12 protein-coding genes are annotated in these 16855 nt (G+C 68.4%); 10 read left to right on the top strand and 2 right to left on the bottom strand.

Annotated features, from left to right (window positions below):
* Positions 1 to 160 precede the first annotated feature (160 nt).
* The 5 genes from OG904_RS27830 to OG904_RS27810 all read left to right on the top strand — a co-directional run bounded on the left by OG904_RS27830 (position 161) and on the right by OG904_RS27810 (position 10299).
* A complete protein-coding gene (locus tag OG904_RS27830; RefSeq protein WP_405495545.1) occupies positions 161 to 1705 on the top strand; it encodes a hypothetical protein in 1545 nt (514 codons plus the stop codon).
* Positions 1686 to 2507, top strand: a complete 822-nt coding sequence (locus OG904_RS27825; protein ID WP_405495543.1) for a hypothetical protein — start codon at positions 1686 to 1688, stop codon at positions 2505 to 2507. The genes OG904_RS27830 and OG904_RS27825 overlap by 20 nt, the downstream gene beginning before the upstream one ends.
* Positions 2508 to 2523: 16 nt before the next feature.
* Positions 2524 to 7008, top strand: coding sequence for a hypothetical protein (locus OG904_RS27820; protein WP_405495541.1), 4485 nt, complete (start codon positions 2524 to 2526; stop codon positions 7006 to 7008).
* The gene (locus OG904_RS27815; RefSeq protein WP_405495539.1) at positions 6983 to 8107 is read left to right on the top strand and encodes a Wadjet anti-phage system protein JetD domain-containing protein; all 1125 of its coding nucleotides are present in this window, start codon (positions 6983 to 6985) and stop codon (positions 8105 to 8107) included. Before OG904_RS27820 ends, OG904_RS27815 begins: the two co-directional genes overlap by 26 nt.
* A gap of 1127 nt (positions 8108 to 9234) precedes the next feature.
* A complete protein-coding gene (locus OG904_RS27810; protein ID WP_405495537.1) occupies positions 9235 to 10299 on the top strand; it encodes an aldo/keto reductase in 1065 nt (354 codons plus the stop codon).
* Here the strand turns inward: OG904_RS27810 and OG904_RS27805 are convergent.
* A complete protein-coding gene (locus OG904_RS27805; RefSeq protein WP_405495535.1) occupies positions 10276 to 11118 on the bottom strand; it encodes a helix-turn-helix domain-containing protein in 843 nt (280 codons plus the stop codon). The genes OG904_RS27810 and OG904_RS27805 overlap by 24 nt on opposite strands.
* A gap of 144 nt (positions 11119 to 11262) precedes the next feature.
* On the opposite strand from OG904_RS27805, the gene OG904_RS27800 reads away from it, so the two are divergent.
* From OG904_RS27800 to OG904_RS27780, 5 genes are all read left to right on the top strand, one after another.
* Positions 11263 to 12003, top strand: coding sequence for an SDR family oxidoreductase (locus OG904_RS27800; RefSeq protein ID WP_405495533.1), 741 nt, complete (start codon positions 11263 to 11265; stop codon positions 12001 to 12003).
* A gap of 48 nt (positions 12004 to 12051) precedes the next feature.
* Positions 12052 to 12408 carry a nuclear transport factor 2 family protein gene (locus OG904_RS27795; protein WP_405495531.1) on the top strand — a complete coding sequence of 119 codons (357 nt, stop codon included), beginning with the start codon at positions 12052 to 12054 and terminating at the stop codon, positions 12406 to 12408.
* A 171-nt stretch (positions 12409 to 12579) separates the two neighbouring features.
* Positions 12580 to 14082: an FAD-dependent monooxygenase gene (locus OG904_RS27790; protein WP_405495529.1), complete on the top strand. Its 1503-nt coding sequence runs from the start codon at positions 12580 to 12582 to the stop codon at positions 14080 to 14082.
* 26 nt (positions 14083 to 14108) lie between these two features.
* The gene (locus tag OG904_RS27785) at positions 14109 to 15374 is read left to right on the top strand and encodes an amidohydrolase family protein (RefSeq protein WP_405495527.1); all 1266 of its coding nucleotides are present in this window, start codon (positions 14109 to 14111) and stop codon (positions 15372 to 15374) included.
* 2 nt (positions 15375 to 15376) lie between these two features.
* Positions 15377 to 16165: an antibiotic biosynthesis monooxygenase gene (locus OG904_RS27780; protein WP_405495525.1), complete on the top strand. Its 789-nt coding sequence runs from the start codon at positions 15377 to 15379 to the stop codon at positions 16163 to 16165.
* Between the two features lie 59 nt (positions 16166 to 16224).
* Here the strand turns inward: OG904_RS27780 and OG904_RS27775 are convergent, their stop codons facing one another.
* Complete coding sequence (locus OG904_RS27775; RefSeq protein WP_405495523.1) at positions 16225 to 16833, bottom strand: TetR/AcrR family transcriptional regulator; 609 nt, start codon at positions 16831 to 16833, stop codon at positions 16225 to 16227.
* Positions 16834 to 16855 lie beyond the last annotated feature (22 nt).

Raw genomic sequence — 16855 nt, 5'->3', positions numbered from 1 at the left:
GCAGGCCACGATGTGCTGGGGATCTCAACCAGACAAAGTTCAGGCATATGCCGCCCCGGTGGGCCTGAGGAAGGCATGCTTGTAAGCCGCTACCAGGGGGTCGCGGCTCACAAGCGGGACGCCTGCGCATGGTCTACCAGAGGCGTTCGAGAGGGGTTGAGTGGTTTTCAAGGATGCAACGCGCGCAGGTGAAGCTGGGGCGGACGAGGGTCTGTTGCACGATGAGGGGTTGATCCGTCGGGCGAAGGCGCTGGCGTGCACGGCTCCCTTGCATGATCTGGATGCGAACAAAGGCCTACTGGAATGGGCGGACGCCAAGGCCTACCAAATGGCTGAGATTGCCCTGCACACGATCGATCAGGTCGCCATCGCGATGGACTTCGACACCGGTGCCAGCCGGCGGCATGTCCTTGGCAGGGTCCAGCGGTTCGTTGCCCGGCAGACGCCCGAACAGTCGCGTGAGGAGCACGCCCGGGTTGCGGGGTGGGTTCTGGACAGTCTGATCAATGTCGGTGACGTCGAGCGGGCGTTCCGACGTTCCTACGGCGCCGTGGACGCCGATGGCGTCTACCAGGTTCTGTCGTTCCCTTTCAAGCTGATCATGGAGCGGCGCGACAGTGCCGGCGTGCTGTATCTGCACGCCTCGCACGAGGCGTTGAACGTTCTGGTAGGCGCGCTGGACACGGATGTGGAGTCCGCGCAGGAGGCCGCCGAGGTCAAGCTGGCGAACCTGATCAGGCGCGGACGGCTCACCGACGCGAAGCAGGTGGCGGATCAGGCAAGGATCCGCACCATTCAGTACGGCGAGTTGATCAATGCGCAGTTGGAAGCAACCCGGCGCAACATCTTGCTGGTGGACTGGATGGAGGAGTTCCCAGCGGTGCTGGATGAGGCACTGGATCATGTCGAGGAGCGTGTGCGCGCGGAGCGGGCGATCGCCAGGAACATGGCCGAGGCCCGGGATGAGGCCGTGAACCCCGTGCGCAAGCGGCATGCAGCGGAGCTTGTCGAAATTGTGGAGGATTGCATCCGGCGCCATATTCGCCTGCAGGAAAGGCTGTTGGAAGCACGGAGTGAGTTCCGTGCAGAACAGGACCGCCAGCTGTTCTCCGTGAGACCCCGACGGGCGGCTTTCGATCTGTTCGGACAGCTGCTGCGTCCCGCTTTGGAACTGCCGGTGGCGGATGCGGTCGGAGCGGTGGACTGCTTCTTCAGCAAGTCGACTGGGTCTTCTGTTCAGGATCTTCCGTATCTGGCGACGCTGGTTCCTGCGCTGCTGCGGCCGGCGCCGGAGCCATCCCGGTTCGCTGGGCAGGTGGAGGAACCGGAGCTGGAGCTGCTGGAGGAGACGACGCGTTTCACTACCGAGCAGTGGAAGATGGCCGAACGGCTCCTGTACCTGCCGGGGGAGGTTCGCTCGCTGTCGAGTCTGTTGGAGGAGGCGGCCCGGCTCGATGAGGACCTGCCCTCGCTGGTAGCGCTGCTGGCGGTGCACGCCTTCAGTCCTGACGCCGGTGCCGCACGGCGGCGCGGACAGGCTCACGTCCGGCTGGCGATGCAGGCCGGCATCGCCCTGAACAGTGCCGGTTTCGCCGGGGACGACCTGTGGCTGACCACAGCACATCTGCCGTCCGCAACAAACGGCCCAGAGCAGGCAGACCGGTCGCACGGCAGGGGGCGGGACAGTGATCTCTTCAGCGGGTGAGTACGGCAAGGACGACGCCGAGGCGGCGACCCGGTTGATCGCATACGCGTTTCGCCCGCGGGTACTCCCGCACCGGGATGCCGAGTACGCGGCCTTGGTACGGCGCTTCGATGAGGAGCCGGCGTTCGAGGAGCTGGTGCGGCGCAGCGCGACGGGACTGGGACTGCAGGTTCTCGGGGTCACGATGCGAGCAGGGTCGGTGATCGTTCCGGTTCCCGGCTCGGTGTTCGAGACCCGTCTAGACAACTATGCGCGGCAGGTTCGGCAGAGTCACCACCGTGAGGCGGAACGGGTCCTGCACGGGATTGTGCATCTAGCAATCGCCGCGCTGTGTTTCCCGCGGCCCGAGGACCTGCTCGATGACAGCTATGTGGGGGCGGTGACACCAGCCGTGGTCGACAAGCATGTGCGGCATACCTGTCAGGAGCTGGCCAAGCGGTCGGCTGAGGCGGACGCAAACAGCGATGCGCCGGTGCAGGCACCGGAGCTCGAACGCGCATGGCGCGCTTATGCGCGCAGGTCGGAGGCGGGTGAGACAACCAGCGGGCAGGTGGCTCCCACGACTACGGAAGCGATCATCGGCCGGGCTCTGCGCTTCCTGGTGGACAAGGGGCTGCTTCACGAGAGCGAGAATCTGGAGCTGGCTTCGAAGGTCTATCGCACCACCGGCCGTTATCAATTGCAGGTGCGAGAGCTGGCTGCGGTCGAGGCTTACCGTGAACTGCTGCTTCTGGGGGTTGTGCCGCCCGCCGATTCAGCTGGATCTCTGCGGGTGACCAGCGACAGCGGCACCCTTTACTAGGCGGGGAGCAGGCACAATGTATGAACTGTCCCGTGTTCGCGTGTGCTCGGCCGGCCCCGCAGGCGCCCGGTTCCAGGATGTGATCCTGGACTTTTCCGGAGCAGGGCAGCCGGTCGCTGCCGTGCAGGAGAATCTGTTCGAGACGGCTGCTCAGGTGGTGCGCCCGTCGCCGGCAAGTGTGGTGTTCCTGGAGAACGGGGGCGGCAAGAGCGTTCTGCTGAAGTTGCTGTTCTCCGTAGTACTGCCGGGCCGACGCCAGGTGAAGGACGCCCCCGACCCGCGGCTACTGGAGGATTTCGTCCTGGCGCGGGACGTCTCCCACATTGCTCTGGAGTGGATGCATGCCACTACCGGGCGGCTGCTGGTTACGGCCAAGACGCTGTGCTGGAAGGACCAGGTCGTCTCGACGGTCGCAGAAAACCTCATCGAGCATTGGTACGCGTTCCACCCCTCCCCCACCCTCGGTCTGGACAGCCTTCCCATCGTCGAGCACGGCAAGTACCGGTCTTTGTCGTCCTACCGGGAGTGCGTGAAAGAGCTGGGGGCTCAGGACCAGCGACTGCAGTTGAGCTGGCCGAAGTCCCAAGAAGAATGGACCGACCTGCTGGACCACCTCGGGCTCGATCCTGAACTGTTCCGCTACCAGCGCGCCATGAACAAGGACGAGGGTGAGGCCGTTCATGCCTTCACTCTCGACTCCGACGGAGGCTTCGTCGATTTCCTCCTCAAGGCTGTGTACGACCACAAGAGCCTGAACGATCTGGCCTCTCTGGTCTCCACCTACGCCCACAAACTCGCCGGGCGCAAAGACCTGCTGCTGGAGCTCTCCTTCGTGGAGCAGGCTCTGACACTGCTCGAGCCGCTTATCGAAGCAACCGACGCGGTGAGTAAGGCCCGTACCCACACACACCGGACCGCCGAGGACATGGCGCGCTTCAACGGCCAGGTCCAAGCACGATTGCGCGTTGACACAGAGCGCCTGGCGCTTTTGCAGCGGCAGGAACAGAGCCGCTCGGTGCAGTTCACCCATGCGGCCGGCCTCACGCGCCGCTGGGCGGCGACGGTGGCAAGCCAGCGGCACAAGCTGGCACAGTTGCGATTCGCCAAGGCCAAGTCCGATGCCGAAGAAGCCGCTCGAGACAGGCAGGCAGCACAGGACCTGGTCAACGGGTGGGGTGCAGTCGGCCCGGTAGAGCGGCACCTGAACAAATCGGCAGCCGCCCGGGAGTTGGCCTTGCTGCTGCAGCAAGGCGATCTGGCCGCCGAGCCGGCGCTTCAGGCCCGGCAGCGGGCCGCCAGAGCACTCGCCCAAGGTCTGCTGGCTCTCAAGGAGCATGCGGAGAAGACGTCGGGAGCCCTGCGCGGCGACGTCCACACGCACCGGAAGGCCGAGAAGGATAGCCGGCGGGCGCGGGAAGAGGCGCTGAAGAACGCCGACCGGGCCGAGACTCGGGCTCGCGAGTTGCTGGAGCAGATCGGTGCCGTGCGCAACGACGCCGAGAAAGCCGTAGTGGACGGGCTGGTGTCCTCCATCGACGGCGTCCCCAGGGCCGCAGGGGAAGCCCTGCAGACCCGTGAGCACGCCGCAGACAAGATCAGCGCTCTGGAGCGCGAGGAGGAGAGCGTCGATCTCCAGCACACGCAGGCGCAGAAGCTTCTGTCCGCAGCCATCGGCGATGAGGCCACTGCGCGAGGGCGCAGTGAGCAGGCGCAGCAGCGTCTGGGGACTGCGGTCTCGCGTGCCTCAGCGCTCGAGGCCGAAGCTAGGGCGGTGGCCTTGCTGGGGTCGGCGGTGAGCTTGGAGGCGGACGCGCAGGTACTGCTGGAGCAGCTGGGTGCGGCCATCGTGCAAACGGAGAGGCGAAGGGTCACGCTGGAGGTCGAGCGGGCCCGTGATGCGTTGGCTCGGCTGGCGCTGAAGGACGGCCACCGGCTGCCGCCACCCCAGGTCGTGGGCGACGCCTGTCGGCTCCTGGCGCAGTCCGAGCCGCGGATCGATGCCTGGCCCGGATGGGAGTACATCGCGGAGTTCTCTACCGAACAGCGAGAGGAGATGATCGTTCGCGCACCGCATCTGGTCAGTGGAGTGCTGTTGAACTCGGCCGACGATCAGGACCGTGCCCGAGAGATTCTCGCCCGCGCGGCGCCGACGGCCTACTACGTCACCGTAAGCACAGTCGCGGCATTGTGGAAAGCGGAAGGACCAGCAGCGCAGGGGGTGCTGTTCACGCTGCCGTTCAATGCCGCGTTGTATGACGATGTGGCCGCCGAGGCCGAACACAAGACCGTCGAAGAACGCTGGGCGCGATCCGAGGAACAGCTGCAGCAACTGCAGGCAGCCCAGCAGCACGACGAGAAGCTGCGGCAGAGGATCGCCCAGTGGCGTGAGGACTACCCAGCTGGCGCCTTGGCAGACCTGCAGGAGGCGTGTGCGATCGCCGGCAAGACTCTGTCCGCAGCCGAGGGCGCCACTGCCGGGCATCGTCTGGTCATCCATGGTTTGGCTGAGCGCCGGGAGGAGATCCGCGGGGAACTGCGAGACACGCGGAAGGAACACGAGCGTTGGCAGGAGACGAGCCGCCGGTTGACCGGCCTCGGCGAGCGCCTGGCGCACATTCCCACATGGCGTGAGCAGATCACGGCCGCCCACGAGGAGCACGCAGAGCACCAGCAGCAGGCCATGGACGCCGAAGACAGCGCCGAGGAGCATCGTCAGACGGCCGAGGGATTGGACGCTGCGCTGCAGGAGCAGCGCCGGGCCGCCGACGAGGCGGCCCGGCAATGGGCCGAGCTGCCCGGAGCGCAGGAGATGCGGTTCGAAGGCAAGCCTCCGAGCGACCCGGTGCCGGTGCTACGGGAGGCTTATGAAAGGGCCCAGGTCAACTTCGACCAAGCCAACGTGCCTCAAGAGCTTCGCAACCGGCTCGACCGGGCGGAAGAGGACGCACGGGAGGCAGCAGTAGGGTATTCGGCGTTGCCACAGGCGGACCAGACCATTGCGCGTGAGTTGTTGCGGACGCCTGAGGCGCTGGACGAACGCAGCCGCGCCGAGGCACTCGAGCTCGCACGCCAGGCCCTTTCGGCGGCTGAGAAGAAAGACACGCGGGCCGCCGTGGAGCAGGGCAAGTGCGACAACGCCCTGAGCGGGCGGCTCAAGGAGCTCCGCGGCCTGACCGCCGACGGCACCGTCCCCATGCCGGCCGGCGACGCTGTGGACACCATCGACAGGGGCTCGCAGTCAGTGACGGAGGCGGAGAAGCAGCACGCCACGGCACGGGAGGCCGAGGCGGCTGCTCTCGGCCTGAAGACCGCCGCCGCCGAGGAGACATCGCGTGCCGAAGATGCGGCCAAGGCATTCGAGCAGCTCACCCAGACATTGGTGGACACAGCCGAAAATGCGGACGCCGACCCTTACGTCGGTGACGGTGATGCCGCCTGGACGGACTACCTGCGCTTGAGCAATGATGCCAAGCGGGCCAGGGAGAGCCTGAACCGCAGCGAGAAACTCCTGCGCGGCGCGGCGGAACAGATCAGACGGCACGCCGCCGCCGACCGGTACACACCCCTAACCATCCCTGTGCGGCAGCAGATCATCGAGTTGTCCGTCGAGCAGACCGCCGAGCAGGCGGCGGGCTGGCTCGCGGCGCTGCAGACTCGCGAGAGGAGCCTGCACGACGACATCAGCAAGGTGAACCAACACCGGCAGACCATCGTCGAACATCTGAAAGGGGAAAGCGACAAGGCTCTGTCCTTGCTGCGCTCAGCCCAGAAGCTGTCTCGGCTTCCGCAAAGCCTCAAGGACTGGGCCGGGCAGGAGTTCATCCACTTCGCCTTCCAGCCACAGCCCGACGAACTGCTCCTGCCTCGTCTGGGCGACCTTGCGGAAGAAGCTTCTGCCGGTCAGACGAGCGATGGCCGCAAGGTGGCCCGCGACGGGATGTCGCTGCTGCTGCGCGCGGTCCACACCGCCGTTCCTACCGGATTCAAAGTCCATGTGCTCAAGCCGGACAGGGCCGTGCGAACGGAGCGGGTGCGGGTATCGAAGGTCAAGAACGTCTTCTCCGGGGGCCAGCAGTTGACCGCGGCGATTCTGCTGTACTGCACGATGGCGGCGCTTCGCGCCAACCAGAGGGGCCGACAGAGGTCACCTCACTCCGGCGTGCTGTTCCTGGACAATCCCATCGGCCGAGCAAACGCCGACTACCTGCTGGACTTGCAACGCCAAGTGGCGCAGGCCCATGGAGTGCAGCTCGTCTACACCACCGGCCTGTACGACGAGAAGGCACTAGGCCAGTTCCCCCTGCTCGTCCGGCTGCGTAACGACGCCGACCTGCGCGCCGCGCGCAAGTATCTCGTCGTCGACGAGGTGTTCCGTCCGTACCTCGACGATCTGCCCCCTGAGGACGGGACCGGGCGGATCGAGAGTGCCAGAATCTTCCGGCGTGAGACATCAAGCGCCGCCTTCAGGGGAGACGATGGCACTTCAGCGTCGGGAGAATGATCTGATCACCGGGCTGCGGGAATGGGCTGCGACCCACGGCCGCAGCCGCTACAAGGCAGCGCTAATCCCTCTCGCCGACGTGTGGGAAGTCTTTCGCCGTGTGCCGAATCGCAACGTGGACGAGGCATTCGAGCCGGCGGTCCTGGCCGCTCTGCTGAACACGCTGGAGGCGCACGGTTTGATCGAGCAAGTCCAGCGGCGCACGCCGGAACAAGTGTCCCTGCCAGTCAAGGTTCGGCTTCTTGCACAGGCAGAACCTCCCGTTGTTCCGCCCATGCCCAGGTGGCACCCGGACCTAACCTGGCTGGCGTCGCACTGGACCTCTGCGACGGCGAAGCAGCGGCCGGCTTACGCGGCCATCGACAGGTGGCTCAAGAGTGGGCCCGACCTGTTCCGCATCCCTCTGCGGGAACGCGCGTTGGAAATCTTCGGGACGTTCGGGAACGAGGCCGACTTCCCTATGCCGGAGAAGACCCTCGACACTCTCACGTCAGGGCCTCTGTTCTCGGATCCCGGGCGGCTCGACGAACTTCTGCACACCTTCAGGCCGCCTCCACCTCTGATCACTGAGACGTTCCCTCTGGAGGAGGACGACAGTCACTACTGCCGCGTCGGGACCGGCGATGTGCTGTTCGTCGTGGAGAACTCGACCACGTGGTGGTCCCTTGTGGAGAGCCTGCCTGCTGGTCACCGGCTCGGCTACGTGGCGTGGGGGCTGGGCGGCACCTTTCGCGCATCCATCCGTGCCATCAAGGCAAAGCACGGCATCACCCAGATCAGGTACTTCGGCGACCTGGACACCAGCGGACTGCGAATCCCCCTGCGAGCCTCCGGCACTGCCCTCGAACTCGGCCTTCCGCCGGTACAGCCAGCGAAGCGCCTATATCAAGCACTTCAGTCGCTCGGACGGCCCCGCCCCGCTGCAGCCAAGGAAGCCTCTGTCAGCGCCGGGACCGCCGGCGAACTGGCCCAGTGGCTTCCCGTGGGATGCCAGGCGGGCGGCAGGCAACTGCTGCTAGACGGGAACCGGCTGGCACAGGAATGGGTAAGCTACCGGTACCTGCAGCGTTCCTCCGACTGGCATGACGACGTGCGCTGAAGCCCCTGACCCGAAGATGTCGTCACGGGCGGAGGGCCGCTGTCTGTAGGGGGCCGGGGAGGGTGCGCATCCCGCGCCACACAGGTGTGTACCTGCTGACGATGTCGGAGGACTGTCGCGTGCAGTTCATCGTCCAGTCCTACGGCAGCTGTCGGCGTACCTGCAATTTTCGGGTGTACCCCGCCAGCGGGGGTGCTCCGGCGACCGCCGCCCGGCACGGCCGCCCCAGCGGGTGGTCCCCGCGCGAGTGGGGGTGGTCCGTCGGGAAGGGTGCACCGGATTGATCCCCTCAGACGGTCCCCCGCCCAGGCAACCTCGCCCTTCGCTGGGCCGCGACATCCACTCGAGAGCCTTCGAGTGCTTCGCAGCAGCCGCTTGGCTGCCCGCTCCACGATCCAAGCCCTGGCGATACTCTCGTGGCGCGTTGGATCGAGGTGTGCTCCGTGGAGACCTCTCGGCCTGCCTCTCGTTTGTGTGCGGACTCGCCGCCGCTACGGGCAATCGGCCGGGGGGCCACTCTGTGCCGACCAAGATCCGGGCCATACGCGGACCAGCCGCCTGCAGCTTGACGGAATCGTGGCCGTTTCCGCTGGTAGCGGCCATGCGAGGCGTGTACCACCAGCAGACGAAGAACCTTTTGTGCAGCTATTCCCCGAAGGCGCTTGGATTCTTCTAGAGCGCCAAGTCTAGCTCCCGGAAGGGGAATTACCCTCCTGAAGTCAGCTCCGGAGCGTCACCCACCAACACGGGGCCATCACGCTAAGCGTGGAAAGGGAGCCGCTCAGTCGCGCCTCCCGGACCGGTCACGGACCAGACTCCCGCCCGGAGCGAGGCAGGCGACAACCTCTTGGCCCGCCAGAGGCGGTCGGGCTCTTGGGCCGTCAGGAGCAAGACCTCCTCCACGTCCAGCTCGGAGGCGGGCTCGCCAGGGGCGGAGTCCTTGGGGCTCCCTGTCGCGATTTCCGGATGGCGGGGTGTGAGACGGGCGCGGCGGTGGGTCGGGGGGCCTGTTCCCAGGAGTGCCCTACCCCCTCTGGTGTGGCCTTCCACGGACGCGGTGCGGGGGCGAGTCTCCTGGTGAGGATCGTCGACCGGAACGGTCGACAGGACGAGGAGGTGGCACGGTCATGGCGTTGTTGGGTTCGTACGTCACGCTCGGCCGTTCGGGGCTGCGGGTGAGTCCGCTGGCGCTGGGCGCGATGACGTTCGACGACGGGAGTTGGGGGTCGCCGCAGGAGGAGTCCTTCGCGATCATCGACCGCTATCTGGAGGTGGGCGGGAACTTCATCGACACCGCCAACCAGTACAACGGCGGGGCGTCGGAGGAGACGCTCGGGGCGTACTTCGCGGGGCGGCCCGGGGTCCGCGACCGTGTGGTGCTGGCCACCAAGTTCGGCGGGACCATGGACCCTCCCAATCCGAACGCGGGCGGTGCCGGGCGCAAGGCCGTACTCGCGCAACTGGATGCGTCGCTGCGGCGGCTGCGCACCGACTACGTGGACCTGTACTGGATGCACGTGTGGGACCGGCACACTCCCCTGGAGGAGACGCTGTCGACCCTGAACGACCTGGTCCGCGCGGGCAAGGTCCGCGCCATCGGGCTGTCGAACACGCCCGCCTGGTGGGTGGCCCAGGCCGCGACGACCGCCCGGCTGCGGGGCTGGGAATCCGTGGCCGCGCTCCAGGTGGAGTACTCGCTGCTGGCCCGTACCGTGGAGGGCGAACAGTTCGGCGCCGCCCGTGCGTTCGGGCTGGGCATCACCCCCTGGAGCCCGCTCGCCTCCGGAGTCCTGTCGGGAAAGTACTCCCGCACCCGCACCACCGCCCCGGGCTCCGGGCGGGCCGGCTACGCGGCCCCGCTGCTGACCGAGGACACGTTCGTACTCCTGGACGTGCTGGAACGGATCGCACAGGACCTGGGTACGACGGTCGCGGCCGTCGCCCTGGCGTGGGTGCGCCAGCAGGACCCCGTCACCTCGGTGCTGGTCGGAGCTCGGACCCTCGACCAGCTGGAGAACAACCTGGCATCGGCGGCCGTGACCCTGGACCCTTCCCAACTCGCCGAGCTGAGCGCACTGACCACGCCGGAACTGAACTATCCGCACCCGTTCACCGAAGGGGTCGGGATCGGCTTCCTGCAAGGTGACGCCACGGTCAACGGCGTCACGTCAGTGGCGTTCCGCCGGTCCTGATGCGAGCACCGCCATCGAGGAGCCGAGGAGGGCGAGGGCGTCGGCGTCCGCGCCGCCCGGCTCGGCAGTGCCGATCAAGAGGTGCTGACCGGGCGTGCTCTGGACGTCGAAGGACTGGTACGTGAGGGTGAACCGGCCCACCGCGGGGTGGTTGAAGGTCTTGGGCCTGAGGCCGAATGAACTGACGCCGTGACTGCGCCACATCTGCTCGAACTCGTCGCTGCTGCTGCGCAGTTCCTTGATCGTGGCGGTCATCCGGGAATCGTCCGGATGGTGTCCCACAGCCAGGCGCAGGGCTTCGACCGAGCATTTCGCCACGCTCTGCCAGTCCGCGTAGAGCTCGCGGGCCGCGGGGTCCAGGAAGAGGGAACGCAGTACTCGGCGGCGGTCGGCGAGTGGCGAGAGGAGGGCATCGGCCAGGGCATTGGCCGCGAGCACTTCGAGGCGGCGGTTGATGACGTACGCGACCGCGGCGGGGAAGGACTCCATGAGCTGGAGCAGAGCCGGGTCCACTTCGTCCGACTCGTCGGCGGCCTCGGCCGCCGGCAGGAGGCCGGCGAGGCGGTAGGCGTGCCAGTGGGCGTCGGTGTTCAGGCGGAGTGCCCGGGAGATGGCGTCGATGACCTGGCCGGAGGGGTTGCGTTCGCGCCCCTGCTCGAGCCGCGTGTAGTAGTCGGCGCTGACACCGGCCAGCACGGCCACTTCCTCGCGCCGGAGTCCCGCGACCCTGCGGTGCCCGTAGGTCGGAAGGCCCACTTCTGCGGGCTTCAGACGGGAGCGCCGCGCTTGCAGGAATTCGCCGAGTTCGTACCCGCTCATGACTCGATCGTACGCGGCGCCTTCCTGGGAGTGGCGCACCCAGGAAGCTCCGCCCTGTCTGCCCCGGGCAATCACCTGCAGGATCGGAGCCTGGGTGGACGAGCACCCGGTCCGGCCTCCACCGGCTTCATCGAAGGGGTTCTCATGACCGTCCCGTCCGTTTCTGCAGGCAAGGTCGTACTGATCACCGGGGCGAGCAGCGGTATCGGTGAGGCGACGGCCCGGCGGCTGGCCGCGTCGGGGCACCGGGTGATGCTGGGAGCCCGACGTACGGACCGTATCGCCGCCCTGGCCGAGGACATCCGCAGCAGCGGCGGGCAGGCCGACCGCCAGGAACTGGACGTGACCAGCCTGGACAGCATGCGGGCCTTCGCGCAGGCCGCGCACAGCCGGTACGGCCGCATCGACGTCCTGGTGAACAACGCCGGCGTGATGCCGCTGTCTCCGCTGGCCGCCCTGAAGGTCGACGAGTGGAACCGCATGATCGACGTGAACGTGCGCGGCGTCCTGCACGGCATCGCCTCGGTGATTCCTCTCATGCGTGCGCAGGGCTCCGGCCACATCGTGAACATCGCCTCCGTCTCGGGGCACCGCGTCGACCCGACAGCGGCCGTCTACAGCGCGACCAAGTTCGCGGTCCGGGCCCTGTCCGAGGGTCTGCGACAGGAGAGCCGCGACTTGCGGGTGACCGTGATCAGCCCCGGGCTGACCAGGAGCGAGCTGGCCGAGGGCATCACCGACACGGCGGTGCGCGAGGCCACCAGGGACATGCTGAAGATCGCGATGCCGGCTGACGCCATCGGCGCGGCGATCGACTACGCGATCAGCCAGCCCGTTGAGGTCGATGTCAGCGAGATCGTCGTACGACCCACCGCCCAGGGCTGAGCCGACTGAGCCGGCGGACCGCAGAGACACGTCGTACGGAGACACGCCATGGTGACGAAACAGCAGGTCGAAACGTGGGTCGAGGGCTACGTGCGGGCCTGGACCTCCAACAGCCGCAAGGACATCGCAGCCCTCTTCACCCCGGAGGCCGAGTATCACGAGTGGCCGTACGAGACGGACTGGGTCGGCCGCGAGGCGATCGTCGAGGGGTGGCGCGGCCGGGCCGGATGGCAGGAAGGGGGCTGGGAATTCGAGTGGTCCCTCCTCACGATCAACGGGGACACCGCGGCCATCGAAGGCACCGGGCGCTACACGGAGCTCGGGACCTTCGCCAACCTGTGGACCGTCACCTTCGACAGCCACGGCAAGTGCGCGGTGTTCCGCATGTGGAACAACGAGGTCTGATGCCCACCGCGCCCCACGTGCCGACTGCCACGCCACGCCAAACGGAAACGTACGTTTGCGTTACACCCCCTCCAGTGCTAGCTTCACAGTGAAACGAAAACGCTCGTTTCTCTTTGATGTGACGGGTCTCCTGCGGATATCGCGGGGAACCCCGCACGACGAGGAGGCATCATGCCTGCGTCGCCCATCACCACTCCCGCCCCCCTCCCACCGCACACGGACGTTCTGATCGTCGGCGCCGGTCCCGTAGGGCTGACCCTGGCCGCGAGCCTGCGGCAGCTGGGCGTGGACCACGTCCTCATCGACCGCGACACCGGCGTACAGACCGGCAGCAGAGCGGCGGCTCTCCAGCCCCGCTCCCTCGAATACCTGGACCGGATCGGCGTGGCCGAACACCTCGTCGCGGCCGGTGAGCGGGGGCGCGGGTTCCGCGTCCACGACCGGCAGCACACTCTGCTGCACGCCTCCTACGGCGATCTGGACACGCCCTACCCGTACGTCCTGCTCGCCTCCCAGCAGACGACGGAGGAGCACCTGCTCCGACGCCTGGGGAAACTGGGCGGCCGGGTACACCGCGGCCACAGGTTCCTCGGCTTCACGCCCGACTTTCCCGGGGTCACCGCCGTGATCGCCGATCCGGAAGGCTCGTTGCGATCGGTCTCCGCGCGCTATCTGGTGGGCTGCGACGGTCTGCACAGCGCCGTGCGCACAGCTGCCGCGATCGGCTTTCCCGGAGAGGCACCGGAGCAGTTGTTCGCCCTGGCCGACGTCCACCTGGACGCCGGTGCGAGCGGCCTCGGGGAGGACGACACCACCTTCATCCTCTCCTCCGCCGGGATGCTGCTCCTCTCTCCGCTCGCCGGCGGGCAGCACCGCATCGTGACTCCCGCCGCGCCGGGGTCGGCCGCACCCCGCGCCGTGGACATCGAGCGGCTGATCTCCGAACGCGGGCCGACGGAAGCACAGATCCGGGTGACTTCGGTGCTGAACGCCTCCACGTACCGCGTTCAGGAGCGGGTCGCCGAGCGGTTCCGGGCCGGTCCGGTCTTCCTCGCCGGGGACGCCGCGCACACCCACAGCCCGGCCGGCGGCCAGGGCATGAACACCGGCATCCAGGACGCCGGGAACCTGGCCTGGAAGCTGCACGCCGTCCTCACCGGCGCGGCCCCCGCCGAACTGCTGGACAGCTATCACGACGAGCGACACCCGGTCGCATCCGAACTGGTCGCCTTCACCAGCCAGTTCGCCAAGATCGCCACCCTGCGCGACCCGGCCGCCGGGCAGCGCCGCAACGACCTCCTCGCCGCAGCCGCGGCCACATCGGGGATCGCCGGCTGGGTCGCCACCAAACTCGCCCAGCTCGACATCAGTTACGCGCGGGAACCCGACCGCGACTCCCCGCGCGTGGGAGACCGGATCTCGCCCCTGACCGTCCGGCAAGCGGACCTGCGCTGGACGCTGGCCCTGCCCGGCCGGGGCGAACCGAAGGGCGGGCGGCAGTGGGACACCGTCCTGTCCGTGTGCCACGTACCGGGACTGCGAACTCCCCTGCTGGTGCGCCCCGACGGCTACCTCGCCGCGCACGGAGTACCGGCCGAACCGGCCCAGGTTCTCAGCCGGCTGGCCCAACACCTGCCACTGCCACTGCCCGTGCCCGTTCCGTCCACCCGATGACCCGGCTGTTCAAAGGAGACAAGGACATGTCGACTTCTGCTTCCGCCCCCACCCTCATCCGCAACGCCGCCGTCTTCGACGGCACCGAGCTCCACGCGCCCCAGGACGTCCTCATCGACGGTCCCGTGATCGTCGCCGTCGGCCCCGCCCTCGGCACACCGGCCGGAGCAACCGTCGTCGACGGCAGCGGCCGCACCCTGCTGCCCGGACTGATCGACGCCCACACCCACACGACCGACACCGAACAGCTGCGGCGGGCACTCCTCTTCGGGATCACCACCGAACTCGACATGGGCGGTACGCCCTCGGTCGCCCGCGCGGTACGGGAGGCCGCCCGCGAGCGCGACGACCTGGCCGACCTGCGCATCGCGACCACCGGAGCCACCGCCCCCGGCGGCCACCCGAGCCAGTTGGTCGAACTCGCCCTGATGGCCCCCTTCCCCACTGTCACCGGCCCCGAGGACGCCGACGCCTTCGTCGCGGCACGGATCGCCGACGGGGCGGACCACCTCAAGATCTTCATCGAGGACGGCTCCGCGATCGGGACGCCGATGCCCGTCATGTCCCCCGAGACGATCCGCGCGTTGGTGCGGGCCGCACACGAGCGCGGGCTGCGCACCGCAGCCCACACCCTCACCCGCCGCTCGGCCCGCCTCGCGATCGATTGCGGCGTCGACGGCCTCGCCCACGCCCCCGCCGACGGGCCCTCCGACGACGCCCTCGTGGAAGACGCCGCGGCCCGGGGTGTGTTCGTGATCCCCACCCTGGCCTCACTGACCGGCATGACCGACAGCCCGGCCGAGTACGCCCTCATCGACGACCCGCGGTTGCGGCCCTACGCCGACCCCCAGTGGGTCAAGGAGATCGAGCGCATGCGGACCGACGGCCCGGGCGAGGTGCGGGTGGGACCGGTCTCGGTCGACGCCCGGTACGCGGCCGACGTCGCACTGCGGATGTTCCGGGCCGGGGTGCCCCTGCTGGCCGGGACCGACGGTACGGGCGGCGCGGGCCACCCCACCACGCACGGCATCAGCTACCACGGAGAGCTGGCCCTCCTCGTCGCGGCCGGACTCACCCCGGCCCAGGCCCTCACGGCCGCAACCGCCGCACCCGCCGACGCCTTCGGCCTGCACGACCGGGGTCGCGTCGCCGCCGGGCTGCGTGCCGACCTCCTGCTGGTCGAGGGCAACCCCCTCACCGACATCACCGCGGTACGGGACATCGCCGGCCTGTGGCGGCGCGGCGTCCCCGTCAACCGCAAGGCCGCGCTCCTCGCAGACGGGCTGGTCTGACCATGAGCACCCTGACGACCACATCGAAGGCCCCGGCACACCAGGGCCTCCACCACCTCAAGCTGTGCGTCAGCGACCTGGAGCGCAGCGCCCGCTGGTACGGCGCCGTGCTGGGCGCAGGCCGGGTAAGCGAACTGGACCACCACCGCCCCGACGGCACCCTGTTCTCCCTCGTCCTCGACGTCCCCCACCTGCCCTGCCGGTTGGAGCTGCGCCTGGACCCGGCGACAGCCCGCGCCCTGGACGGGAACGAACTCCTCACCCTGGCCGTCGAGGACCGCGCCGCCGTGGACGAATGGATCGCGCACCTGGACGGCCTGGGGGTCCGCCACTCACCGCCGGTCGTCGCGCTGGTGGGCTGGGTGCTGGTCGTACCCGATCCGGACGGGCTGCGCCTGCGGCTCTACACGACTGAACCCCACGGGCTCGATCGGTCGCGCATCGAGTACGACTCCCCCTGGCTGAGCACCGGACCCACCGATGGCACGGCCAAGGGAGCGGGGACCGTGTGCGCCGTCGCCCGGCTGCGGGCCCTGCCTGACGGTGTTGCCGTGGTGGCATCTCTGCTGGAGGCCCTGGCACGCGCCACCCGCCAGGAGGAGGGCTGCCTCGCCTACCGCGTGCACCGCGCCCAGGACGCCCCGGGCACTTTCGTGGTCTACGAGGAGTGGTCCGACGGTCCCGCGCTGGCCGCGCACCGGAACACCGCGCACATGACGGCGTTCCGCGAGGCTGCGGGCGGCCTCGTCGACGGACTCCCCGAGACGGAACTGCTGAACCCCTGCCCTTGAGCCGGGCCCGGCACCGCGTGCCGGTGGGGCGTCCCGCGCAGGGACGCCCCACCGGCGCGTCAGCTGGTCCAGGAGGCCGAGCCGAGGGAGGACAGGCCCGCGATGAGGTGCTCGGCGGACACGGGTGCCACCAGGTGTCGGCCGACGAGGAGCCCCGGCATGAGGGTCATCAGCACCGTCGCGATCCCCCGGGGATCGCCGTCCGCGGGGACCTGGCCCTCCTCGCACCAGCGCCGGGCCAGCTCCTCCAGCTGACCGTGCACGCCGAGGTAGAAGGCCCGGGTGCGTTCCTCCAGGCCCGGCCTGCGCAGGGCCTCCCCCCACGACTGGATGGCGATCCGCGTGAGGTCGTACTCCGACCGGGCGTCCCGGTCCCGGACCTCACCCACCATCGCAGCGACCACCTGCGCCGGTGACGCCGTGGGGCTCTGGGCCAGCAGACCGTCGAACAAGCTCCGCACGAGGGTCATCGCCTCGTCCGCGGCGGCGTCGATGAGGTCGTCCTTGCTCCGGAAGTACCGGTAGACGGCGCTCGAGGACATGCCGGTCGCGGCGATCACGTCGTCCATGGACGTGGCGTGGAAACCGTTGGCGGAGAAGCAGGTCCAGGCACTGGTGAGGATGTGACGGCGCCGCTCTTCCCGGCGCTCGTCCGTCAGGCGAGGCATCCCCCCACCCTAAACGAGAACG

This window comes from Streptomyces sp. NBC_00096, from assembly GCF_045041305.1.
Classification (GTDB): Bacteria; Actinomycetota; Actinomycetes; order Streptomycetales; family Streptomycetaceae; genus Streptomyces.
The sequence above is the reverse complement of the archived record's forward strand: the minus strand, read 5'-3'. Positions and strand labels throughout refer to the sequence as shown.